Source organism: Vibrio nomapromontoriensis, assembly GCF_050337205.1.
In the GTDB taxonomy this organism is placed as follows: Bacteria; Pseudomonadota; Gammaproteobacteria; order Enterobacterales; family Vibrionaceae; genus Vibrio; species Vibrio nomapromontoriensis.
In genome coordinates, this window is sequence record NZ_JAKJSS010000006.1 from 577,399 (window position 1) to 600,703 (window position 23,305).

The following is a 23,305-nucleotide window of genomic DNA, read 5'->3' on the forward strand; positions in this document are numbered from 1 at the left end:
ATTAGGAGGCGGTTTTATAGGATGGTTTCGTTGAATTCTTTTTGAAAATACAGCACTTTTTGCAGGTATCGCCTCGCTTCATCTTTTGGATGTTGCGTGGTTAAAGCGGTATAGACTTGTTTTGGCGCTAAGGAATTTAGTTTGTTCATCGCTTGTTTCCTATCGCGATGAAAAGTTGCGAGCACACCACCAGTACCGCTGTTGTAGGCCGAAATCATACTAAAGTGCAGAGTTGTTGGGTGCTTGACCTCACGTAGGTAACGGTTTTTCAATATGTAAAAATACGCTGCGCCAGTATCGATGTTGTTGGCAGGATCAAAGAGGTACTCTTTGGTCGGAATACCTGGCTTCTTTTTCACCAAATTAAATACATCAGCGCCAGCGGTTTTAGGGATGACCTGCATCAACCCATACGCGCCAGCATGGCTGACCGCATAAGGGTTAAAACTACTCTCTGTTTTGATGATGGAGTAAATCAGATCTTCAGTTAACCCATAACGTTTTGCCGCAGCTTGAATGAGCGAAGCATATTGGTATTCCCTCTGCTCTAGGTGATTCTTAACCATGGTAATTTCAACATAATAGGCAGTGCCACGTTTTATGCTTTTACGCTTAAGCTGATGCGTCATTAAATGATCGGCGTAGCGGTTTGCTCGCCATTGCCACTCAATCGCTTTGCCATCTTGATCGAGAACTTGATTAAGTAAAAACGGTTTACCTTTTAAAGCGGCGGTTTTGTCGCTAAATAGCTCGGCATCTTTTGGGTCTGCAGGCATAAGTAAGGTTTGTACGATGGCTTTCTTGAGGTTGTTGTGCGAATCACTCTGAGCGATGGTTGAGACGTATATCTTTCCTTTATCAAAATCAATATGAGCCCGAGTTTGGTAACCATCTAGATACTTTACGTAGCGGTGCTTTCCCGCTTGCACAAAGTCATCTTCACCCCATTTTGCTTTTCCTTGCTTGGCAACATAGCGAAGCAACTGAGCAATAACCTGCTTCTCTGTGGGAGACATAACCGGATTGGTCGTAGGCTGCGACGGATTAGTTTGTGATGAGCCAGAAGGTGTGCAGCCAGTAATTAGCAGCAGTAAAGATAGGCAAAGTGCTTTCTTCAAGGGTTGGTACTCGATGAGATAAACGATACATAAGCAAGTATCCAATGGTTTCCTTGATGAGGGAATTATTTTTCGCAATGAGTGAGTATTTAAGAAAAATCGCCCCTTCACCGTTACATACCGTAATCGAAAAGGGGCGATGTTGAATTTCTTATAATGTTCGAACGAGCTTTTTATTGACGAATTCGTCTATCCCAAGTCGCCCTAGCTCTCGACCGAAGCCTGAATTCTTAATCCCGCCAAATGGCAAGCAAGCCTCTGACATAGAGAAGGTATTAATGAATGATGCGCCGCAATGTAACTGATTGGCGACCTGGTGTGCACGTTTAACGTCTTGTGAAATAACGGCAGAGCTGAGCCCGTAAGAGCTATTATTTGCCAGTTCAATGGCCTCTTGATCGGACTTAACTCGGTATACAACAGCAATAGGGCCAAAGAGCTCTTGGTCAAAGAGATCCATTTCAGGTGTGATACCTGCCAAGATGGTTGGCTTTAGCCATGCACCTTCTAAAGCTTCTGCTTTGCCGCCCAAGATGAGCTGGGCACCTTGCGATACGGCAGTTTGTATTTGTAAAAGCAGTTGGTCTCGTTCAGAAACATTCACCAATGGCGCATACCCTGTTTCATCAGACATAGGATCGCCCGCTTTTAAGCTTGCCAGTGCGGAAGCGAATTTGTCGATGAAAATATCATAGACGCTATCGTCTACGATAAAGCGTTTCGCGCTAATGCACACTTGTCCTGAATTGAACATTTTGGCAATGGCAGCCAGTTCTACGGCTTTATCTATATCGGCATCCGCAAGGACAATAAATGGGTCATTGCCGCCCAGTTCCATCACTACTTTTTTGAGGTATTTCCCTGCAAGCGCCGCGACGTTAGCGCCCGCTTTTTCGCTACCAGTTAATGAAACGCCTTGAATGCGCTTATCTGCAATGATTACTTCAGATTGGCTCGAAGAAATAAACAGGTGGTTGACTAAGTGTTTAGGAAAGCCTGCTTGTTCAAACAATTCCGTGATTGCTAGCGCACACTGAGGAACGTTGGAGGCGTGTTTAAACACCACACTGTTGCCCGCCATTATGTTAGGGGCGATAAAACGAATGACCTGATAAAAAGGGAAGTTCCAAGGCATCACACCATAGATCACCCCTAAAGGTCGGCTTTCGATAAACGCAGAGCCAGCGCTCACATCTTCGATAGGCTCAGGTGCAAGAAATCGTTCAGCATTCGTCGCGTAGTAGCGACAGATTTGTGCGCAGAGAGGAAGCTCAAGCGCAACGCCTTCACGATGAAGCTTGCCCATTTCTGTCGTCATTAGCTTGGCATACTCGTCACTTTTCGCTTCCAGAATATCAGCGACTTTCATGAGCAGCGCCGCTCGCTGGGCATACGATGTGTCTTGCCACTGTAGGTGAGCACGGTGGGCATGTCCAAGTGCTTGTTCTACTTCTATATTGTCGATAATCGGGAAAGATTTTTCGATTTGGTTGGTGTAGGGATTCAATGTTCTAATTGTCATTTCGTTTCTCCGGGGGGCAAAACTAATGCTTATGATAAGGGTATGCTTACTCTTTTCGGCAATGTGCCTACGCTATTTTCTTGCCCGATTTTTGAATAGTTTATATTGGTGGAAATGTGACATAGCCTCCAGCAATCATCTTTTTCTACGGGTGTATGCTAGTAGCTTAGGGTGGTGGATTGTTTTCGTATTTAATATTCGAATGGTTTGTATTGTGCGGAATAACGTATCAACGTGATGCTATTTGTTTGCTTTATGGTTATAGAAAGCTCGAAGTATTTTCTGCCAGGTACTGCCAGAGGGAATGGATGAAACATAAAAATATCAATTCGGAGCGATAAGAGAAACAAAAGAGAAACATTTGATTTACATCAAAGAACTCTTCATCCCTATTGCATACCTTAAACGCACGTTTGAATGTAAAAATAGTGTTAAGGGTGGTTATGTATTCTCTGATCTTAAAGGCACATGTTGCGCTTGTTTTGCTTAGCTTCATTAGTTTTTTACTAAGGGCGATGTGGGGCTTTAATGCGTCGGCACTCATTGAAAATAAGTTTGCACTTGCGATGCATAAGCTATTAACGCTTATGATGCTCACTAGTGCCGTATTATTGTGTGTGACTATTAGGCAATACCCATTTGTTGATCCTTGGTTGACAGAAAAGTTCATGCTTCTTTTAGCTTACGTTGGTAGCGCAATGTTGGTCTTCAGACCTAACCAAAGTCGAAAGTCTCGCGCTATCTTAACGTCACTAACCTGCGTCATTTTTATTTCGATATTTGTTATCGGTAAGTTACATGCTCCCATTGCACTCGGCTAATTGCTAACTTGACATAAAGCTGAGAGTGAACGAGTTGCGCCGCTCACTCTCATATTTTGGCGTGGCTACCTTAGTGTATGATATGGATAAATTAAGCTTCCGATACCTTCCAACAAGCTGATGAAACTGAAGGTTCTAAGCTTAAGCGACCGACAATCTTTTCTATGTTGTGATCCGTTCTTTTACTAACAAGGATGGATGACTGCACACGTACCTGAGAGACGTCTTCACCTTGCATGTCTTCGCTGTCGAGTTTTTGAAGTTGTAGAATGCCATCTGACGCTCCTTGTAATAATAATGCTCTAACATAAGGCTCTTCTTGGTGATTACACATGACTTCGACGTGATACCGCCACCAGTTCTCATCTTGTTGTGTATGGAGGTTAGGGCGCTGGTTTATTGCAGAGACAAGTGGGCGTAGCAGTGTATTGGTGGCAAGTACCATGAGTGCAACAGCGAGTGCGCCCGTATTTTGCCCCACACCTGCCATCACCCCAATGGCTGCCGAGCACCATAACGTTGCTGCGGTATTGAGCCCGCGGATGTTTGCTCCCTCTTTCATGATGACCCCTGCGCCAAGAAAGCCAATTCCTGATACGACTTGAGCCGCGATACGTGTTGGGCTGGCGTCATTGACTTCAAACGTCGACATTAATGTAAAACTGGCTGCACCCAGTGACACCAGAGCATTGGTTCTCAAACCAGCCATTCGTTGGTGCCACTGTCGTTCAATACCAACCGCAGCCCCAAGCACAGAGGCAACAATAAGGGGCCAGAGAAAGGTGGTTAATTCAGATATGATCATAATGTTCTCTTCATTATTGCTAAATACTAACGGGCATATCGAGAATTAACGATGCGATAGAAAAGTAAATGAGTACACCTAGCGCGTCAGCAATTGATGTCACTAAAGGCGCGCTGGCGGAGGCCGGGTCGAGTTTCATTTTGTTGAGTAAAAACGGTAATGACATCCCGACAACAGAGCCCACTATTACTACAATTTGCATTGTTATTGCTACGACAACCGCGATGTCATAGCCGCCGCGCCAAAACCCTAAAAATGAAACGGCTGAGGCCATCGTGATCCCCAATAAGGCGGCGATCATCAGTTCTCTGCCCAGCATTTTTGCCCAGTCTTTAGCGATAATGTCACCGGTGGCGAGTGCGCGCACCATTAATGTTGCAGACTGAGAGCCTGCGTTACCGCCGCTATCGATGAGTAACGGTAAAAAGAAAACCAAGGCAATATAGCTTTCGATCATGTCCTCAAAGTGAGCAATGCCAGCCCCTGAAAAAATATTACCGAAAACTAATAGCACCAACCAAAATACTCTTTTTCGGTACATTAGACTGATGGAAGCGTCCTTTATTTTTCCTGAGTAATTAATGGCTGCGGTTTTGTGGATATGTCGATGGATGTCCTCTTCGACAACATCCATCGCGTCGTCATAGGTGACAATACCAACTAATCGGTTGCTCATGTCTAGTACTGGAAGGGCCAATAGATCGTATTTTCGTATCGCTTGAGCTGCGATAGGTTGAGCTTCTTCTACGCGCACAAAAATACATACACGGGTCATGATCTCAGAAATAGTTTGCAATGGTTTAGCAAGAATGAGATCTCGTAGTGAAACAGTGCCTTGCAGGCATTCTTGATCATCAAGCACGTAAGCTTGATAAATGGTTTCGCTGTCTTGTGCAATATGCTTGAGCTGCTTAATCGCATCTTCAACGGTACTACTAATCGCTAATGTGGCAAAGTCTGACGTCATGACTGCGCCAACACTGTTTTGTGGATAAGAGGTCAGTTGCTCGATATCTACACGATGTTCGAGGGCGATGGAATCGAGAACTTGTTGCTGTAATGGCATAGGTAAGCTCGCGATAAGGTCTGCTCGCTCGTCGTGAGCCATTTCTTGTGTTATCTGAACGAGCTCAGCAATATCTAGGTATTCCACAAGGTTGGTTTGCAGAGTAAGTGGTAGGTATTCCAGTAATGTAATTTGGGATTCAGTGGTCATTAAGCGAAATAGATCTCGAACCTCAAGTACATTAAGTTGCTGGTTATCGATGAGCGTTACGAAAGCGTCTGCGCAATCTGCTATTGGACGCGAAGCAAGGAAACGCTGCACCGCTGATTGATTTTGACTAATGTGAAGCGACATTAGCTCTTGGGTGATGTTGTAAAGAGTCATAGAGTTTTCCTTTAAACTATAATGGCTTAAGCACAAGTAGAGAATTGCTGTAGATGCTTGATGGAAGCGTTTTGAGTTTTACTACCATCATTTAGCGCACGAGCTTTACTATGTTCAAATGCACCAATGACTCGGTGTTCACTATTAAGGACAGGCAGTATATTCCATTGGCTATGGGTCAATTGCTGTGATGCTTGGTAAGCATTCGCAGACGAAAATATGTAATGATTGCGTGCAAGAATAAACTCAGAAACCAAGCGTTTTGGGTCGGCAGTGAGTAAATGAATAAGCGGCAACAGCCCAAGATAAGCGCCACTTTTAGAGATGGCAGCGACGGCATGAAAGTCTGAGGCTGAGCGAGCGAATACCCGCACATCTTGGAGTGAGAGATCTTCACCAACACATAAAATACTGGTATTGATATAGCGCTCCACAGCAACAAATTTCGCTGTTTCAACTGGTTTAATGCCTGCTATCAAAAGCAATGTTTTTATCATCTTTGTATCTCCTAAAATAGGATCAGAACAAAGAAACCAAACAGGTAAGTCTATACCAAAATGGTATAAACATCAGTCAACTAAAATGAGTATAAGCCAAACGTCGATATCAAAAGTAATTGATAATTGTGACCATAACAAACTAGCAATATTTAAGTTTATGATGAAAGATACATTTAATTAGATGCACTACAGGTGAGTCTTTAGTCCAATAGTGATGATCTCATTAATAATATGATCGGTGTCTTAATCATAATGATAAATATAGTTATTTGATAATAGCTGCAACCACTAGCCACTACGTTGGCTATTTAAATAAAATATGTATGTGATTGATATGACGTAAAAATGTTTGGGGTTAACAGGGAAGGGGAGTGAAGAATCACGGTTGCCAAGGGATTTCCCTCGGCATAGTCATTAGACCATTTGCAGACAAGAAACCACAGGCATATTCGTTCCACCGAAAACACCAAACTTTATTATTCGACTACTCGAAGAGTCCATAGGTTTCTATTATTCCTGTGTTTGAAAAATTGGAGTGAAATTACTGTTCTGTAAAATCGAGTGCATCGTAGGGAAGATTTAATTTGTTGTCAAACTAACTTAGCGCAGGGAAATATTTACTTACAAATGATCAGGTGAGTGTTTTTCTGATAAATATCTCAATTAAATTCCATCGAGGTGTAATAGCGTGTAATGGTTTCTATCGCTCGTTGAATTATGATTTACATGCTTACTTAGGAAGTCGTAGAAAATAAAAGGAACATAACATGTCAGAAACAAGCGAAGTTAATGAACTAGGTCAATCATCAACAAGCCATAAAGTTGAGCATCGTGAGTACCGTATTGCTACGCCGGGGATTTTGGGTGGCGTTGAGTTTAATCTTACTCTATCCATTCATCCTAAGACTGGAGCGGTAAGTGGTTTTGGTGAGGTAAGTCATCCATCTATTCACCTCGATAAGCCGCACTTTACCAAGCTAAGCGGTGATGCAACACCGTTGTGTGTGATGGGTGAATCTGAGTGTAATAATCTCATTGTAGCAACAGGGTACCCGGTTATTCCTGGTGCTTGGAATCCTCGCTTTGGCCCAGGCCCCGTATTATTACCAAATGTTGAACTTCGATTACTCGTGAATAGCAAGTACGATGGTATTGTCGCGACCTATACCTATTACACCGAAGACCACACACCGGTTCAAATGGAAAACATTCCAGTACAGACTATTTAATTATCACCATCCAGAATGGGGTATAGGTTGGTTTAGATGTGTCGACACCGGGTACACTAAATCAACCTATTGATACACGTATCGCCATGTAAAATTTCAAAAATCTATTGGCGTTTTATTACCCAGAATAAGTGGTGATAATAGGGATAGATAAGGCATGAGAATTATGCCTACTTCGTTAAATGGTTGGTCTAGGTCATTTTGGGTCATCACACTGCTTGAAGGAGTACGTGATTACTTTTCTATCTGTAATCTCGGGTCGTTAAACGTGTTGCAATGTAGCGGGTCACTTACGCTTTGTGGAAATGACAAATCAGCGACTTATTAACTTCGTCTTTTTGAGTAGTGATCTTACGGCCGTTAACAGTTAGAATTGCCAGCCTTTCATGCCTATGAAGCGTTGTGCTCTTAGGGTTCAACGTTTTATATAGATTGACATATGCACACACCAGAACATTGTTTTACTCCATTTAATAGCTCTATTGATGAGTACACATTGCCTGAGCGGTTTACTTATCCGTTCTATTATACCCCTCATCCACTTTGTCTATTGGCGGCGGAAGAACTTCAACAGCATCTGAATACGCAAACCGAGTGGCAACATAATTTTGGTTTGCAGGATGAGCTAGAAAATGCGATCGGCAAAATGTTTGGGGTGTTATTGGTTGAAAACAGTGTAGGCGAAGTCGGTTATTTGTCTGCGTTTTCCGGAAAAATCGCCGACCAAAATTTGATACCACACTTTGTGCCACCTGTTTTTGATATGTTAGCTCAAGACAGCTTCTTTTTGTCAGGGCAAGCTGAAATTAACCAGATGTCTAATCAGATTGGTGAGCTGGAATCAACGCCAAGATTGACGCGTCTGCAAGTTTTGCTAGCACAAGAAAAACAATATGCGGATGAGGCACTGAAAGTGCATCGAAGCAACATGGTTGAAGCTCGTAAGATCAGAAAGGCTAAACGTGCAGCTTCTAGTGAATTACCTGAAGATGAACGTCACCTACTTAAGCAGCAACTAAGCCAAGCCAGTGTCATTGAAAAGCTGCAACTTCGCGATTTAAAGCTACATTGGGATGCCCGTATTGCGGAAGTTCAATGCGAACTAGACTCTATGATGGCTGAAATCATACCGTTAAGAAACAAACGTAAGCAGCGTTCGTCACAGCTACAAAAAAAGTTGTTTGAGCAATACACATTTTTGAATGCACTTGGCCAAGAGAAAAACCTTGGTGAACTTTTTGCTAAGACTACTCAAGGTGTACCGCCAGCGGCGGCCGGAGAGTGCGCAGCCCCTAAGCTGTTGCAGTATGCGTATAAATGGGGAATGAAGCCGTTAGCTTTAGCTGAATTCTGGTGGGGCGTACCACCGAAGTCGTCGATTAGACAACATAAGAATTATTATCCAGCGTGCCAGGGAAAGTGCCACCCAATTTTAACTCATATGCTTGAAGGGCTTGAGGTGGACGAAAATCCACTACTAAGAAATCCAGCCGAAGGTAAGGAAGTGGATATCCTCTATCAAGACGATGATATGGCTGTCGTGCATAAACCCGCTGATTTTTTGTCCGTTCCAGGAAAAACTATCGAAGATTCAGTTTATCTTCGAATGAAAAAGGCTTTTCCTGAGGCAACTGGGCCATTGATCGTGCATCGTTTAGATATGTCGACATCGGGGTTGATGGTTATTGCTATTAGTAAACGGGCGAACAAGAGTCTACAAAAACAATTTATTCAGCGTACCGTGGAAAAGCGTTATGTCGCTTTGATTGAGGGTTTACTTGAACGAAACGAAGGTTGTATTTCATTACCAATGCGTGGTGACCTTGATGATAGGCCACGACAGCTGATTTGCTTTGAGCACGGCAAGCCTGCCGAAACAACGTGGCAGGTGATAGAGCGTAAAGGTAATCGAACTAAGCTTTACCTTTCGCCCAAAACTGGGCGTACACATCAACTGAGGGTACATTGTGCCCACGCATTGGGGCTACAAATGCCCATCGTGGGCGATGATCTTTATGGCACGACGGCAAACCGTTTGCATTTACATGCTGAACTATTGGTTCTTGATCATCCCATTACGCACGAGCGCATGACATTTCAGGTTGACGCTGAATTCTAAATCACCTTTCTTGCCTATTGAATGAGTGCGTCACTGGTCGCGAAGTCTTGAACATGATGGGGAAAAAATAAACGCCCTTTATGAACAAAGGGCGTTGGATCGGTTTGGGGTAAAGAAGCGAATGATCAGTATCTTTCTAAAATTCTAATTATCTCTTCTTTCGTCTGCGAAGCGATGATGGCATCGACATCGTCGTCATTTTGGAACAGCTCTGATAGTGCCATTATCGTTTGGATGTGGCTGTCTGAATCCATGGCCGCTAATGTCACAGAGAAGTACACATCACCGTTGTCTTCTGACTCAAGGTCAACGCCGTTTTTAAACACCGTGATTTGAAGGGCTGCTTCATTGACCCCATCTTCTGGGCGAGCATGTGGCATGGCAATTTTTGGTGCCAGCACATAGTACGCGCCAATCTCTTGATGTTTTTGCTTAATCGCTTCCAAGTATGTTGCTTTCACTTTTCCATGTTCAAGAAGTTTTGAACAAGTGCTCTCTAGAGCCGCATCAACAGTTAAGTTCTCTTCAGTCGAGATAACAATGTTATCGCCAATCAACGTCATAATGCTCATGACACAATCCACCCTAGAATAAGACCAACAACACCAAAGTCAAAGTCTGCAAATGTTGTCGCTTCAAGGCCAATATTACCTAGTACAGGAAGTAGAAGCATTGGTAAGAACGAGATACATAGGCCTTGAGTGAATGAGCCTAAAATCGCACCACGTAGACCACCCGTCGCATTACCGTACACACCAGATGCACCACCAACGAAGAAGTGGGGAACCACACCAGCAACAATAATCGTCCAATCAAACATGCCTTGAATACCCATCGCAACAAGACCAGCTGTGAATGAAGACAAGAAGCCAATAAGGACTGCGTTTGGTGCAACAGGGAATACCATTGGACAATCTAGCGCCGGTTTTGCACCTGGAACCAGTTTATCGGAAATACCTTTAAATGCAGGGACGATTTCCGCGATGAGCATTTTTACACCTTGAAGAACGATGTAAACACCACCAGCAAAGATTAGTGATTGAAGGAGAGTGAAGACAACCCAGTTTTGGCCGTCAGAGACAGTTTCAACAAACTCACCACCAGCAAAAATGGAGGCAAATAGGAAGAAGATTGCCATGGTTACTGCTACGGCTACTGGCGTATCACGTAAGAACATTAAGCTCTTTGGTACGTTCATATCTTCAGTAGTGGTAGATGTGTCACCAAACTTGCTGCCGATATAACCAGAAACCAAGTAAGACAGGGTTGAGAAGTGACCCATCGCCAGTTGATCAGTACCCATTACTTTCTCTGTGTACTTCTGTGCCAGCGCTGGCATGATGACCATGAGCGAGCCGACGATCACTGCACCAATAGCGACTAATAGTGTGCCAGTGATGCCTGCTGTAGAAAGAATCACAGCAACCAACATCGACATAAACATCGTGTGGTGACCCGTTAAGAATATATACTTAAGCGGTGTGAAGCGAGCCAATAGAATATTAACCACGAAGGCAAAGAACATGATTAAAGCCATTTCATAGCCAAATGCTTCTTGTGCTAAGGCAACAATCGCTTCGTTATTTGGAATGACACCACTTACGCCAAATGCTTCAGTAAATACGACTGAGAAATTATTTAATGCACCTACAAGTGCACCAGCACCAAACCCTAATATTAGGAAACCCATGACGGTTTTAATGGTGCCTTTTAAAATGGTTGATACATCTGCTTTCTGAGCAACTAAGCCTATGAAAGCAATTAATCCAACCATTATTGCTGGCTCTTTTAACAAGCCTAGCATGAATTCAAAGAAATTAGCCATGATATATTACCCTAGATGATAGCTTTTAATTGTTCTTCAATCGACACTTTGTCAAATATATTAGCTAAGCTGATTACGTTTGTTTTTCCTGCATCTTTTAGCTGATTGGCAACATCCGTTGCTGCGACCCAAATATCGGCTTTACTTGATGTTGCTGATGATAGATCTTCATGATCGACTTCAGCTTCAAACCCAATTTTCTTTACCACTTCTTTAACCGCCATTTCCATCATTAATGAAGTGCCGAGGCCATTTCCGCATACAACCATAATCTTTTTCATAATATATCTCTGTAGGGTTTGTTGATCTAAGAATAAGTGTTTCACGTCGTTGATGGAGAGGATATTACCGAAAACAAGGTTAATTGATATCGACTTGGCTCACAAAGTCAAAATGACCTTGTGATGCCGATCACAGTAAGTGGAGGTTTGCATGGATTTAGATAATGATTGCCGGGTGAGGTATAGGGTGGGGAAAGGGTTGTGTGTGGTTGCTTATGTCCTAGGTTTAGTATTATTTACCATAGTCGGTAATCATCTTTTTCAATAGTGAGTTAACATCTTTGGTTTTCTTATTTCTTTTTGTTAAAGCACTAAGCGATGTCGGAAATTCTAATTCCTCATCATGCTCATCACTCTCTTCTATATGTTCTTTCATCTTTTGTACTGCAGGAAGTAACATCCTTACTTCTTCGCCGTTGCTGTTCTCTAAAACTACGATGTTTTCGGATTCAACTTGTTTAATGGTTAATAAACCGTGCTTGAGCGATTCATATTTTCGGCCAACCATTGAGGATTGTGGTGGAACGGAACGGTCCGTTATTTGACCACTACGAAGCTTTGCTGCGGTGGTAGAACGAATATTTCCTGTGTTTTTAAAGGCAACAATAACGGTATGAGTGTTGTAATACTCAACAATCATCACGGAACCATGCCTTTTTGTTTCAAATGACGCACCAATCTGCATATCTTTTGGTGCATCCATTTTTTTTATTAACATTCTATGTTACCTAGTACAACGTAATTTTATATCGCTATATAATTATATACATGACTGAGGTTACATTGCATTATAAATTGTCAATGAACATTACGTGATGATTAAGCCTTTAAACAATAGCTTAGCACTAACAACCTAATCGCATTCGTGTTCAAGCACTTCATCATTGATAAAATAAGCCATGATACAGATAGGATAATGACGGGTTGAGTGATGCTTTATCATGGTGAGCTCGCGACAATAGCGCGTTATGCCAACTCACACATTGGCGAGTACTATGTTTATCTACGAAACGAGTACAGATGAAAACGCTTGAAGATCACGCTAGATTAGCCGTTACTCTCCTCTAAAAATTAACTTGCACTGCCTTATAATCCTGCCCCAAAACGTAGCAACAAATAGATAATATCAATGACTTTGATGCATGGGCCGCGGAGTTTTAGAGATCGTATATTTGGCGTCTAGTCAGCTTCTTGAAATTGCTTAACTGACCAGGGCTCAATTCATTGTCCTAAATTGCGAAGGTGTTTTCCCAAACCATGTTTTGAATGCCCGGGTGAAATTAGCGGGATTTTCGTAGTGCAGAAGGTATGCGGCTTCATGAACCGACATTTTAGACATAAGTAAATACTCATAAGCCAGAGTCATTCGCACCTCTAACACTATCTGTCTATAAGTCTTTTGCTGTTGAGCTAGTCTTCTCTTTAGTGAAGCAGTGCTCATGCCTAGATATAGAGCAACTTCTACTTGCGTGGGCAGGCCGCGTCCAATGTTTATCAATAGATATTGATATAGTTTAATGAGTAGATTGTCGGGGGCAGGGTCGGCAGAGGCTAGAATAAGTTGGGATAGCAACTTATTGATATAGTTGTCGGAACTACTTATCTGGCGACCCAAATCCTCTTTTGTTAGATAGATAGCATTTTCATTGCTAGCGAACTCAATGGGGCATATGAGCCTTTCTTGGTAAAACCAAAGATGACGAGGCTCGGGTATCATTAACGTTATCTTGGTGGGAAAAATAGGTTCTTTCGCAATAGTATTAATAAGCCCTAAGCTTCCAAATACCCATTCTTCTACAAGCCAAGGAAAACGACTTCCATTTAAACTGGGCAAAAACCGCAGTACACCTTCTTCGCTTGTCAGTGTTAGATCGTATTTTAGGCCGAAGTCTAACTTAGGGCTAAACTTACAGACTAAGTCCAAACTTTGAGAGAGGCTACGACTACTATAAAGAGCAACGAGGAATAATCCGTAACAGCTAGCGTCTAACTTCTCCCCCAGTAAGCATCCAATCTCACCACATCCTTGCTCTCTTAATTCATCTGCCGCCACCAGATATTTTTCAAAGGTCTGTACGGGAGATTGCGCAGAGTTAATGACGTATTTGTCACGGATTTCGCTGTATATACCTTGTTCATCGGCAACCTGATACAGGCGCTCAAACGCGTGCTTATGATATGGAGAGGAGATTGCTAAATCATGGTATGTGCGAGGCGGGATAAAATTCATAGCTATCATAAACAATCAATTGAGCTTAAATGATAGCACTTTGAGCTTAAATGACAATGCGGTTTGAAGGGAGTTTAATAATATAAACGATAGAAACGGGTAAACAAATAATCTTAGAAGGGGTCGTAGCAATGACTAAAAGTATCAGTCCAACAACATATTTCGATAACGATTATTTTGCATTTGTGGTTTCTGAGGGATGGAAACACATAGGGGCCTCTCAGGCTCATGCAGACGCAGTTGCTAGAAATCTCCTTAAGGCGGGGATGCAAGGTAAGATTTACCAAGGGCTTGGTGTGATTGAAGCGATAACGATCCCTTTGGAAGCTGGCGTACTTGATCCGAAATCAGAACCTGAAGTTGAGTCCGAAGGGCACAATTGGGCGCTGTACGATGGCAAAAAGTCATCCGGTCACTATGTATTAACTATGATGGCCAATACCGCGATCGAGAAAGCGAAAGAGCAGGGTATGGCTATCGTCTTTGGTTACAACCATTGTGATGCTGGTTCATTTTCTTGTTACTCTCAAATGGCTATGGAAAGAGGGATGTTCGCCATGACATCCAATAATTCAGTTCCATTGTCAGCACCTTATGGAGGAATGGATTTTGGTATATCGGTACCGCCATTTGATGCTGCTTGTGTCGGTGGTGAAGAATTACCTATCGTCACCTCAGTTAAGCTATGTGAGGGTTATGATGCAGACATTTCGGATGCGATCTTCAACGATAGAGACCTCCAAGGGCCACTTTTGGTCGACCCTGACACCGGAGAACTTACAGCCGATGCAAGGAAGTGGGGAGAGCTTATCCCAGGCTACGGCAGAATCGCAGATTGTCATGCACCATGGACTTTTTCAAACCCTAGGCTATATGCGCTTAATCTTTGGAATGAAGTGATGACAGCGGTGATTAATCCGAAAGGTGTTATTTGCAGTGACTTACCATCACTTCCTTCGGATTGCTTGAAACCCGGCGCGCCCTGCCCAGTTGGTGGGTCATACATTCTAGTGATCGATCCTAGTCACTTCGGGTCGATTGATGAAGTGAAGCGTAAGAGTGACCGCTTAGTACGAAACATAAAAAACAGCCGCCCAAGAGCTGGATTTGAGGAGGTATTCATTCCTGATGAGTGGGGCCTTAAAGCGATGAAGGAAGGCCGAACTAATCATGAGGTTATGGATACTCATTGGGGCGGATTTAAAGATTTTTTGACTCGCCATGGAACTAGTATTGAAGAAATTAACGCACGTTGGGTAGAACAAGTAGGGACTGAGCGCGCGCAAGAGACTATTCAACTATAACGATTCTTGTTTAAACAGTAGTGGCGTGACAATGCCACTACTGTTCGTATTTTTGTCTTAATCAGCAAACTAACCAAAACTGAAGTAGGTATGCATTATGTATGACTCATTATTCGAGCCTGTTAGATTAGGTGATATTATCCTTTCTAACCGTGTGGTTTTGCCGCCAATGACTCGCTCTCGAGCAAGCCAGCCTGGAAATTTACCCAATGAAATGATGGCGAAATATTATGCTCAGCGGGCTAGTGCAGGACTTGTTATAACGGAAGCTGCTCAAGTTGAGCAGCGAGGGCAAGGCTATGCATGGACACCGGGTATTCATAACCAAGATCAACTTGAAGCATGGAAATTGATTACAAAAGCAACGCACGACCAAGGGGGAAAGATCTTTCTTCAACTTTGGCATGTTGGTCGAGTCTCTCATGTAAGCTTTCAACCTAATGGTGAGCCACCCGTTGCCCCTTCGGCAGTAAAAGCCGATTCAGTAAAGGTCTTTATTGAAACCGCCGAAGGTGGAGCTCAGGTTGAACCAAGTCAACCTAGAGCTCTAGAAATAAACGAAATCAAAGAAATTGTGGCCTTTTATCGACAGGCGGCACGCAATGCAATGGATGCTGGTTTTGATGGTGTTGAGATTCACGGCGCAAATGGCTATCTCGTTAATCAATTTATCTCGGAGGTGACCAACCTACGTGAAGACGAATATGGTGGCTGTTTAGAAAATCGATTGAGGTTTCTAAAAGAGATCACAACGGAAGTTGCTGAGGAAATTGGGGCAGAGAAAGTGGGCGTCAGATTTTCTCCTTTATTTGAATCGACGGAAGAGGAGCGTTTGTATCTTGGTTTATTGGAAAGTGACCCTTTTACAACGTACATTAGTGCTGCCAAAATGCTGAATGATATTGGTATTGCATATCTATCAATCGCAGAAGCTGATTGGAATAGTGCACCTGAAATGCCAGAGCCTTTTTGCCAAGCATTACGCGAAACATTTAAGGGTGTCATCATGTATGCGGGAAAATACACAGGTGATAAAGCATTGAGAATGTTAGAAAAGGGTTATGGTGATATCTTTGGCTTTGGTAAGCCGTTTATTGCGACTCCTGATCTGCCAAGTCGACTGAGAAATAATCAACCAATGAATGAGTTAAATGCCGCACGGATATTTGGTGGCGGGGAAGATGGCTACACGGACTATCCTGAGTTTGAACAAGCCAAGCATATACTAAACACTTGTACTCAATAGCCTTAATTTAACATGGCTTAGTCGACGTCATTGTTAAAAATCTTGTTTGAGTGGTTACTATTTTAGCTACATTCATCATCAATAAAACGCCTGATGTAATCATCAGGCGTTTTATTATCGATAGAGCAAGTTATGTCGTTATAGATAGCTGCTGCACTCTATGTGCCATATTGCTCTTTACTTGGTACAGGACTATTTACCATAGAAGTTTCGATACATCATGTAGGTGTGTGCGGCTGACCAACTAAAGTTAGCTGCGCCTTGTACTTCTCCGGTTTCTGGGTTGTAGTTCTCGCGAATAGCGCCATCGCTGCCAAAGCCTTCGCCATTTTTAAATAAGTCTTCGGCAATACGCACTGCATCATCGTGGCGTCCGTATTTCTCTAGTGCTTGTAAGCCAAAATAGAATTGGTCCAGCCAGACACGACCACGCCAGTATATGTCTTTGCCATAGGCTGGGTTATCACGGCTCGCCGTACCAAATGACACCCCTTGACCTTGGAAGGCCGTTGAGTTGTCAAATTTGTCAGCGTCGAGCATAACGTCCATGACTTTATTGGCATTCTCTTGACTTGCGGCACCATTAAATAATGGTGACCAGCCGTCTGGCGCTTGTCCGCGCTCTTTAAGAACTACACCAGCACAGTAAACGTTCTTACCTTGATAAGGTGTGTCTACGCGCTCAAGACTTACCCCATCAATCGGATTGCCAGTACTGTCTAGATAGCGGTTGCCGTCTTTATCGACCAATCTAATGTCATAGTAGAACGATGTACTTGCATCGAACATACACGTGTTGATGTAGTCTTTAATAAAGTTCGCGTGCTCCACAAACTCCTGACCTCGAGCTTTACCTTCTACCCCTTCTGTCACTAGATTAGCCATTTCAGATAAGTACTTATTATCGCTGTACATATAAGAAGCTTGGTCAACGGATTCTTGCAGCATTGAGAAGCCAACTAGAGCGGAATTGCTATTGTGGTTCTCACCAAAACGCACCTGCCAATCTCTACGTGCATCACGTAATTTTGCCATATTGCTTTCGGAAGGGTCGCTATAGATCCAGTTTTTCGCCGTGCCTTGAATGGCATTATTAAACTCATACTTATCCGCTGCATAGCGACCTAGTTGATCATACACAGTGGCTTCGTCTACGGTTGTCACTTCGCTGCGAGAGTTGGTTCTTGCCAAGTCATAGATAAAGCCAAAACGTGCGGCATCATCCATACCCGATTCCCAAGACGTTGCCGTTTGAGAACCGTTGCTATAGCCGGTGATAGCCAATTCTTCATAGTTATCGAGTACTTTATTGTAGGAATCGACGCCAATGACTTTATAGCGAATGGATGCGCCATCCGAGTCTATTTGCTCTAGATTTTCTGCGCCGACTAGAGCCGTTAACTCATCTGTTAACTCAGTCCATACGCGAATATACATATGACCATCGTCAGTATTGTGCGATGGATCGACAGCCGCACCATACTCCGGGACACCATTGGCATTATGGTCACGATTTGATAGCCACCAGTCATGATAGGCCACTAACTTAGGATACATTTCATCAATCCATGCTTGAGCATCATCGGCGCGATCAAATTCATTAACAAGGGAATGATAAACTTCCATGACCGCCCAAGCGGCAAGCGATGGTTTAGTATTACGTTCGTTCCAGTTCATCGACGCATCATTTTGCGCGGCTGACGGAATATCATAAATAGCATCGTAATAGCCCGAATCTATACGGTCTTGAGGTAACGAGTAGTTAATAACATCAAGCAAGTAGCCTTTATCCTGTGGTCTTACAGGATCATCACCTTGAACTTGGAATTGAAATACCGTTCGAATGTTATCCATCGCGACATCAGGGTTGAAATGCGCCATGGCGTAAGCGTGTTTCCATGTGTCCCATGGCCAGGTGTTGTTGCCTGAAAACCAAACCGCTGTGACGGATGGAGTCACGGTGCTATGTTGCACGACACCGGCGGGTGAACGCCAGTTGCCGTTTAATGTCATCATCGCCTTAACCGCAACGTTACTTTCTACCTTGCTTGCCGAGCGATTGGCCAGCCCGTGTTTAAGGTATTCGTTCCAACGTGCTTTGGCATCGCTCATCGCCGTTGCACCTTGATTGAGTAAGTTCGTTACGATTGGCGTTTCATTAGCTGCTTCTGTTGGATTGTGGACATAAGAATAGGCGTTGTAGAACGAAGCGGTTGCATTAGCATTGATGGTAATTTGCCCTTCCGAGCGATAAGTGAAGTCGGTAATGGTTGTGACGGCATTATCAACAGAACGAGCAATGCTGAACTGTGCGTCTTCTTCACTCTTTAGCCCAGACCAAGATGCTGCTTTGTTAAAGGTTAGTGCGACGCCACCGTTTTGGCTCGAGAGGTTTTTGTAGACGGTCGTTGCAGCTAAATCATCACCGAGCGTATCAAAATCACGTAAAAACTCACCAGTCCAAACAAGCTTTAGGTTTTGTGGTTGATTGGTCTTGTTGGTAATAGTGGTCTCGATCAGTGACGTGCGATCGCTACCGAATCGTGTCGTCATCGTAATTTTGTAATCACTATTTTCGATAACTTGATGTAACGCATCTGGCGTAGAATATGAGTTTACTTCAGCGGAGGTTAAATTAATTTCTTGAGCCGTATTAATATCTATTAGAGTCAGCTTATCAAAGTTCTCATTGGTAATATAACTAGAGTACTCCTGATCCACGATCATAATACCACCAGCTGAACCTACTGCATTATCAGTGCTTGGTAATAAATGACCATGCCATGCCCCAAAATCAGTAAAAGCGTTATATTGTAAATTACTTTGGGCATCACGGTCTTTCATGAGCTCCGGGTTACCGACACGATTTAATACATCAACAAAATGACTCACGTCTGCAGAAGGGGGCGTTTCAGTCGACTCAGAGTTAGAACTATTGCAACCGGAAAGGGCGATAGTTGTTCCCACAAGAATAGCTAAGATAGTTTTTTTCATCTTTTATTTCACTTTTGTAGTAATTATAACTATTTAATATAGGGGTTTGCAGAGCAAACTCCTGTGTAGGGGGTGTTTGTTGATAATACTGTTTGGAGGTATTCACTCAATGAATGTCATTGATTTTTTTGTGGTTATGGGTAAAGATTACTTTTGTTGCATTAGAGTGCTTGACAATTAATCGAACAATCGTTTGCTTTTTAATAAAAACTAGATGGGAAGTGACAATATTTCCGAAATATTATGATGGTAATTTCGATAAACAAATAAAACTAATCGTAATGACAAATTTAAATAATGATTGAATTTAAGACCTGGAATGCTAATTAAGTAACAGAATGTTAATTTAGAATAATGATGATGTCGGGCTGGTTAGAAAGTGACGAAATTGTAATATTAAACCGGTCGATATAAAGGCGAAGTAAGAACTAATATCTTGCTAAAATAAATGGATCAGATGCTCTGACATCACCAACACTAAACATACCACCGACGTAAAACTGACGGCCAGCGATTTAGTATTTAGGCTTATACAAAGTCACTACGTTTCGGGAGGAGAACGAAAGAGAGCTGGCTTGTGATGGTACGGTGACGTATTGCTTGATACCCGATTTGTTCAAAGCCAAAGCGATCTGTGTCCCTTTAGTATTCTTTAGTACGGGCTTTCAATAAAATATTGGTAGTCTAAATAGGCTCGACGAACGTTTTTTGGAATTGGCGTTTCATAGACTCGCGCATCATCAATTTTTGCCATAGACCAGCCTTGAAAAATCGGCAGCTCATAGCAAATCAAATCGTGTTCTTTTTGACGAGACAATAATTGGTGCCGGAGATTCTGCACATGATACCAAGGAGAGCTTTTGCCGCGGAAATGATTGAGGATAGGGTATTGAATGAGGAAAATCTCACAGCACACTAGCTGAGCAAGCATACAATCAACGCTCGCTCGCTGATCTTCGGGGTAGAAGTGCAGCACTTTTTTGAGCTCGCGATTGCAATCTTGAATAATGCTCGGCAAACACACCTCCTCAACCCAAGTGACAGCCAACGGCAGAAACAACGATTCGTTTTTGTTGCTAAGTTATATTGACTGATTTCAGCGTAGCAGTGATTGACGGAAATATGAAACTTACTCTTTTGAAGTACGGTTTTGGTGTGTGTGCCTTTATTACACATTTTTTTAATAGGTTCACATACGCTTTCCCTAACCTTTAAGCCTGTAGTAGCATATATTCATCTTTGATTAGCTAATGGATTTATTAGATGAAGGAACTTTTAAGTGCGCTAACACAGGCTACAGTGAATAGACTCAAGTCTCCAATACTTGGATCGTTCATACTTGCTTGGCTAGTAGTGAATCATAAAGCGATTCTGACCTTCATCTTTTCAGATTCTGCGGGGAAAATTTCTCAACTATCGGATTCTGCACCTTTTTGGACTACTGATCCCGTCTGGTACCTCTCCCCTGTCATAATGCAGCTTGCTTACCCATCCCTTTTAGCTATTGCCTATACATTTTGTCTTCCATGGGTGCAGCATCACCTCGACTGTAGAAAGCATAAGTTTATCGATGAGAAAAGAGCTCAAGCGCATTATGGTCGCCTGCAGACTCTGTATACATGCCAAGGTGACGTTGCAAAAGCTCAAGCAAGTTCAAGTTTAGAGTATTGGCGAGAAAAGCTTAATAGAGACTTGGGGGATTGGGAAACTCAAAGGTCTGAATATGAGGCTCGTCTAGCGAACATGACCTCTGAATTGGAAAAGGCAACTGCTTCTTTGGGGGAACTTAGAGAGGAGAAAGACTCTGTGCTGAGTGATTTCCAAGATTCTAAAAATAAGAATAATCAATTAGAGGCTCACAGAGATTTACTATTGCAAGAAAAAGAACAGTTCAAATCCACCCTGACTAACCAACAGGAACAGCTCCTAAGCTATCGAACGATAGCAGAAGAATTAACAGAAAAAGACGGAGAGATAGAGCAAATGCGGTTAAATCATACTGCTTTGGAAGATTCCCTAATTACTGCATATAATGGCTATACTGAATTAAGAAATAAAGCTGCTAAAGCATTGAAACAAATACTTGTGGGGTACTCTGTAATCGATGAAGGGGCGATAGCTAATGCTATGAAAAGTTTTAATGCTACTTTAAATGAGAATAATGCGGATTGGAGACTACATAAAATAGTGGTCGCCAACATCAAAAACAGAAGAGAAGATAAAGAATCTCATCCTAATGTGAAAATAACCAAATCCCACGGTGATCTTGGTGAAAGTTTTTTAAACATGGATGATAAATCTCTGATAGAAACATTTAAGACTCACAGCGTTCCACAGCAAAAATTGAGAGACAATGGGGTCTATGTGCAAGAAACCCTTATGCCAGACGATGAACAGAAGTCATTGTTCTGAGTTTATCCACTTGCTATCAATTTGGGTGTCTTTCAAGACTATAACGTATCCGCCCCGTGGGTGCATGGGGCGGATACTGAATATTAAGCGGTAAATGTCCTAGCTCAATTTTAAGCTAAGGCGTTGATTTATATGGCGCTCCCGACAGGATTCGAACCTGTGACCTGCCCCTTAGGAGGGGGCCGCGCTATCCAGCTGTGCCACGGGAGCTTATGGCTTATAATACTCAATTATTTGAATAAGTTAAGCCTATATTGTTAGATTTATGGCTGTTTGTGCATGACATCGCCAATTTGAATACTATTGGCTAAGCTAGGTTGGTCTACGGTAGCCTCTGCTTCTCGCTCGTACACTCGAGATACCGTTAAAGTAATGTCACTTTGTGAGACTTTATTACGTGGCAATCCATTTTGGTCGATGAATGACCCAGTATGCCAAAGCGTGAGTTTATCTCCGGCTTGGACGCCGTGTACTCGCCCTAAATCTAGCGTAATTTTATTGCCGTAACTGGCAACGACTTCTGGCAAGGTCATTTTGCAAGACACTTCCGCTTCAAAATCTAACATAATGTTACGGCTAACACGTTGCATCATCTCACCGTAGGTGGATGTCCAAAAACGGGCGCTTTTTGTATCTACTTTACTGGTTTTCGCAAACGGCCATTTGGCGATTTCACGGTATGAATGCTGGTATATCTCATGGCCTGTTTTGCCATCAAAAATAGCTAAGTTCATGGCAAATTGTCGATTGGTGACATCATCACTCAGTAAGCCACCGGCTGTTATGGTGGCTGTCAGATCATTAATCTCACCGGTAATTAGGTATTGTGCGCCAAGATCTTGTGCGATCATTTTTATCCGCTCTGGCTGTCGCTTATCAATTTCATAGCGTGTTGTACCGACAGAAACAAAGCTGTACGAGCGAGTGGCAAGCTGTTTTTCAATCACCGAGCTGTAATCTTCGCCAAGCTTATAGATTTGTCCCATCACGGCTTGCTGAGGATCGACAATGTCAAACATTGCCACCCCAAAGGTCTTTTTGTATTGCTCTTGATGGCAAGCCTTTGCCGATGGGTAGATATCTACGCGGACTTTAACGAACATTTGGTTGCCGCTGGTGTATTTATCATCAATGACAATATGGCGAACTTCAGAATCAATGAACTGGTATTGTTCTTTGTCATCTTCAAGCAGTGGCGCCAGCCCTGAAAGGCTGCCAATATCGGCTCCGGCAAAATCTACCGCTTTGTAGACCGCGTCCTCTAAGGCATAGATCCTTGCCGCCTTTTCTGACGATACGATGGTTGAGACACCAGTGACCTCATACCAAGCGGCGTGTGCCGAGCTGGCACCAATAGCGAGTAAGGTACTTGAAACTAAAGAACAAATAATTTTTTTCATGCGACCAATCCAAATGCGGAACAATATTTGCTAGATGATTATTGCTAAACGTTTACCAGCGAATATTGGAGCGGACTTTCTTATTAACGACAACAATGAGAAAGCAAAG

The 23,305-nt window shown here is 42.8% G+C and carries 19 protein-coding genes and 1 tRNA gene; 6 read left to right on the plus strand and 14 right to left on the minus strand.

From position 1 onward, the window contains the following. Positions 1 to 14: 14 nt before the first annotated feature. Both mltC and L4D05_RS02715 read right to left on the minus strand, forming a co-directional pair. On the minus strand, positions 15 to 1,118 hold the full coding sequence (gene mltC, locus L4D05_RS02710; protein WP_428793121.1) for a membrane-bound lytic murein transglycosylase MltC: 1,104 nt from the start codon (positions 1,116 to 1,118) through the stop codon (positions 15 to 17). Positions 1,119 to 1,269: 151 nt separating this feature from the next. After that, positions 1,270 to 2,640, minus strand: coding sequence for an NAD-dependent succinate-semialdehyde dehydrogenase (locus L4D05_RS02715; protein ID WP_428792960.1), 1,371 nt, complete (start codon positions 2,638 to 2,640; stop codon positions 1,270 to 1,272). Between the two features lie 443 nt (positions 2,641 to 3,083). Here L4D05_RS02715 and L4D05_RS02720 point away from each other — a divergent pair, with 443 nt between their 5' ends. After that, a complete protein-coding gene (locus L4D05_RS02720; protein ID WP_428792961.1) occupies positions 3,084 to 3,461 on the plus strand; it encodes a SirB2 family protein in 378 nt (125 codons plus the stop codon). A gap of 91 nt (positions 3,462 to 3,552) precedes the next feature. On the opposite strand, the gene L4D05_RS02725 is transcribed toward L4D05_RS02720, so the two are convergent. The 3 genes from L4D05_RS02725 to L4D05_RS02735 are packed head-to-tail and all read right to left on the minus strand — an operon-like array spanning position 3,553 to position 6,153. After that, a complete protein-coding gene (locus tag L4D05_RS02725; protein WP_428792962.1) occupies positions 3,553 to 4,266 on the minus strand; it encodes an MgtC/SapB family protein in 714 nt (237 codons plus the stop codon). Positions 4,267 to 4,285: 19 nt separating this feature from the next. Continuing rightward, entirely contained in the window at positions 4,286 to 5,656 is a 1,371-nt protein-coding gene (mgtE, locus tag L4D05_RS02730; RefSeq protein WP_428792963.1) for a magnesium transporter, read from the minus strand. 26 nt (positions 5,657 to 5,682) lie between these two features. Next, positions 5,683 to 6,153 carry a hypothetical protein gene (locus tag L4D05_RS02735; RefSeq protein ID WP_428792964.1) on the minus strand — a complete coding sequence of 157 codons (471 nt, stop codon included), beginning with the start codon at positions 6,151 to 6,153 and terminating at the stop codon, positions 5,683 to 5,685. A gap of 770 nt (positions 6,154 to 6,923) precedes the next feature. Between L4D05_RS02735 and L4D05_RS02740 the strand changes: the two genes are divergently transcribed. Both L4D05_RS02740 and L4D05_RS02745 read left to right on the plus strand, forming a co-directional pair. Continuing rightward, the gene (locus L4D05_RS02740) at positions 6,924 to 7,385 is read left to right on the plus strand and encodes a hypothetical protein (RefSeq protein ID WP_428792965.1); all 462 of its coding nucleotides are present in this window, start codon (positions 6,924 to 6,926) and stop codon (positions 7,383 to 7,385) included. 439 nt (positions 7,386 to 7,824) lie between these two features. Beyond that, complete coding sequence (locus tag L4D05_RS02745) at positions 7,825 to 9,504, plus strand: RluA family pseudouridine synthase (protein ID WP_428792966.1); 1,680 nt, start codon at positions 7,825 to 7,827, stop codon at positions 9,502 to 9,504. A gap of 125 nt (positions 9,505 to 9,629) precedes the next feature. Here the strand turns inward: L4D05_RS02745 and L4D05_RS02750 are convergent, their stop codons facing one another. The 5 genes from L4D05_RS02750 to L4D05_RS02770 all read right to left on the minus strand — a co-directional run bounded on the left by L4D05_RS02750 (position 9,630) and on the right by L4D05_RS02770 (position 13,849). Beyond that, a complete protein-coding gene (locus L4D05_RS02750) occupies positions 9,630 to 10,076 on the minus strand; it encodes a PTS sugar transporter subunit IIA (protein ID WP_428792967.1) in 447 nt (148 codons plus the stop codon). Next, positions 10,073 to 11,329 carry a PTS ascorbate transporter subunit IIC gene (gene ulaA / locus L4D05_RS02755; protein WP_428792968.1) on the minus strand — a complete coding sequence of 419 codons (1,257 nt, stop codon included), beginning with the start codon at positions 11,327 to 11,329 and terminating at the stop codon, positions 10,073 to 10,075. The genes L4D05_RS02750 and ulaA overlap by 4 nt, the downstream gene beginning before the upstream one ends. A gap of 11 nt (positions 11,330 to 11,340) precedes the next feature. Next, on the minus strand, positions 11,341 to 11,610 hold the full coding sequence (locus tag L4D05_RS02760; protein WP_428750652.1) for a PTS sugar transporter subunit IIB: 270 nt from the start codon (positions 11,608 to 11,610) through the stop codon (positions 11,341 to 11,343). Positions 11,611 to 11,842: 232 nt separating this feature from the next. Next, complete coding sequence (locus L4D05_RS02765) at positions 11,843 to 12,313, minus strand: hypothetical protein (RefSeq protein ID WP_428750682.1); 471 nt, start codon at positions 12,311 to 12,313, stop codon at positions 11,843 to 11,845. Between the two features lie 513 nt (positions 12,314 to 12,826). After that, complete coding sequence (locus L4D05_RS02770; protein WP_428792969.1) at positions 12,827 to 13,849, minus strand: helix-turn-helix domain-containing protein; 1,023 nt, start codon at positions 13,847 to 13,849, stop codon at positions 12,827 to 12,829. 122 nt (positions 13,850 to 13,971) lie between these two features. Here L4D05_RS02770 and L4D05_RS02775 point away from each other — a divergent pair, with 122 nt between their 5' ends. Then, the gene (locus L4D05_RS02775) at positions 13,972 to 15,144 is read left to right on the plus strand and encodes an Ldh family oxidoreductase (protein WP_428750654.1); all 1,173 of its coding nucleotides are present in this window, start codon (positions 13,972 to 13,974) and stop codon (positions 15,142 to 15,144) included. A 97-nt stretch (positions 15,145 to 15,241) separates the two neighbouring features. After that, positions 15,242 to 16,390 carry an alkene reductase gene (locus L4D05_RS02780; RefSeq protein ID WP_428792970.1) on the plus strand — a complete coding sequence of 383 codons (1,149 nt, stop codon included), beginning with the start codon at positions 15,242 to 15,244 and terminating at the stop codon, positions 16,388 to 16,390. 192 nt (positions 16,391 to 16,582) lie between these two features. Here L4D05_RS02780 and ygjK read toward each other — a convergent pair whose 3' ends face one another. Further along, positions 16,583 to 19,384, minus strand: a complete 2,802-nt coding sequence (gene ygjK / locus L4D05_RS02785) for an alpha-glucosidase (protein ID WP_428792971.1) — start codon at positions 19,382 to 19,384, stop codon at positions 16,583 to 16,585. 652 nt (positions 19,385 to 20,036) lie between these two features. Next, positions 20,037 to 20,402 (minus strand): hypothetical protein, encoded by a 366-nt coding sequence (locus L4D05_RS02790; RefSeq protein ID WP_428792972.1) that lies wholly within the window; start codon positions 20,400 to 20,402, stop codon positions 20,037 to 20,039. A 245-nt stretch (positions 20,403 to 20,647) separates the two neighbouring features. Between L4D05_RS02790 and L4D05_RS02795 the strand changes: the two genes are divergently transcribed. Beyond that, positions 20,648 to 21,796 (plus strand): hypothetical protein, encoded by a 1,149-nt coding sequence (locus L4D05_RS02795; protein ID WP_428750658.1) that lies wholly within the window; start codon positions 20,648 to 20,650, stop codon positions 21,794 to 21,796. A gap of 133 nt (positions 21,797 to 21,929) precedes the next feature. Here L4D05_RS02795 and L4D05_RS02800 read toward each other — a convergent pair. Together L4D05_RS02800 and L4D05_RS02805 are read right to left on the minus strand one after the other, a co-directional pair. Further along, positions 21,930 to 22,006: transfer RNA gene (locus tag L4D05_RS02800), tRNA-Arg, on the minus strand. Positions 22,007 to 22,059: 53 nt separating this feature from the next. Then, positions 22,060 to 23,196, minus strand: coding sequence for a flagellar assembly protein FlgT (locus L4D05_RS02805; protein ID WP_428792973.1), 1,137 nt, complete (start codon positions 23,194 to 23,196; stop codon positions 22,060 to 22,062). Between the last annotated feature and the right edge of the window lie 109 nt (positions 23,197 to 23,305).

Excerpts from the sequence above, each read along its gene's own strand:
- L4D05_RS02735 (WP_428792964.1), bottom strand. The coding sequence starts at position 6,153 with ATGATAAAAACATTGCTTTTGATAGCAGGCATTAAACCAGTTGAAACA.
- L4D05_RS02805 (WP_428792973.1), bottom strand. The coding sequence starts at position 23,196 with ATGAAAAAAATTATTTGTTCTTTAGTTTCAAGTACCTTACTCGCTATT.
- L4D05_RS02715 (WP_428792960.1), bottom strand. The coding sequence starts at position 2,640 with ATGACAATTAGAACATTGAATCCCTACACCAACCAAATCGAAAAATCT.
- L4D05_RS02720 (WP_428792961.1), top strand. The coding sequence starts at position 3,084 with ATGTATTCTCTGATCTTAAAGGCACATGTTGCGCTTGTTTTGCTTAGC.
- L4D05_RS02760 (WP_428750652.1), bottom strand. The coding sequence starts at position 11,610 with ATGAAAAAGATTATGGTTGTATGCGGAAATGGCCTCGGCACTTCATTA.
- L4D05_RS02725 (WP_428792962.1), bottom strand. The coding sequence starts at position 4,266 with ATGATCATATCTGAATTAACCACCTTTCTCTGGCCCCTTATTGTTGCC.
- L4D05_RS02750 (WP_428792967.1), bottom strand. The coding sequence starts at position 10,076 with ATGAGCATTATGACGTTGATTGGCGATAACATTGTTATCTCGACTGAA.
- L4D05_RS02745 (WP_428792966.1), top strand. The coding sequence starts at position 7,825 with ATGCACACACCAGAACATTGTTTTACTCCATTTAATAGCTCTATTGAT.
- L4D05_RS02795 (WP_428750658.1), top strand. The coding sequence starts at position 20,648 with ATGAAGGAACTTTTAAGTGCGCTAACACAGGCTACAGTGAATAGACTC.
- L4D05_RS02780 (WP_428792970.1), top strand. The coding sequence starts at position 15,242 with ATGTATGACTCATTATTCGAGCCTGTTAGATTAGGTGATATTATCCTT.
- ulaA (WP_428792968.1), bottom strand. The coding sequence starts at position 11,329 with ATGGCTAATTTCTTTGAATTCATGCTAGGCTTGTTAAAAGAGCCAGCA.
- L4D05_RS02770 (WP_428792969.1), bottom strand. The coding sequence starts at position 13,849 with ATGATAGCTATGAATTTTATCCCGCCTCGCACATACCATGATTTAGCA.
- L4D05_RS02775 (WP_428750654.1), top strand. The coding sequence starts at position 13,972 with ATGACTAAAAGTATCAGTCCAACAACATATTTCGATAACGATTATTTT.
- L4D05_RS02740 (WP_428792965.1), top strand. The coding sequence starts at position 6,924 with ATGTCAGAAACAAGCGAAGTTAATGAACTAGGTCAATCATCAACAAGC.
- ygjK (WP_428792971.1), bottom strand. The coding sequence starts at position 19,384 with ATGAAAAAAACTATCTTAGCTATTCTTGTGGGAACAACTATCGCCCTT.
- mgtE (WP_428792963.1), bottom strand. The coding sequence starts at position 5,656 with ATGACTCTTTACAACATCACCCAAGAGCTAATGTCGCTTCACATTAGT.
- L4D05_RS02765 (WP_428750682.1), bottom strand. The coding sequence starts at position 12,313 with ATGGATGCACCAAAAGATATGCAGATTGGTGCGTCATTTGAAACAAAA.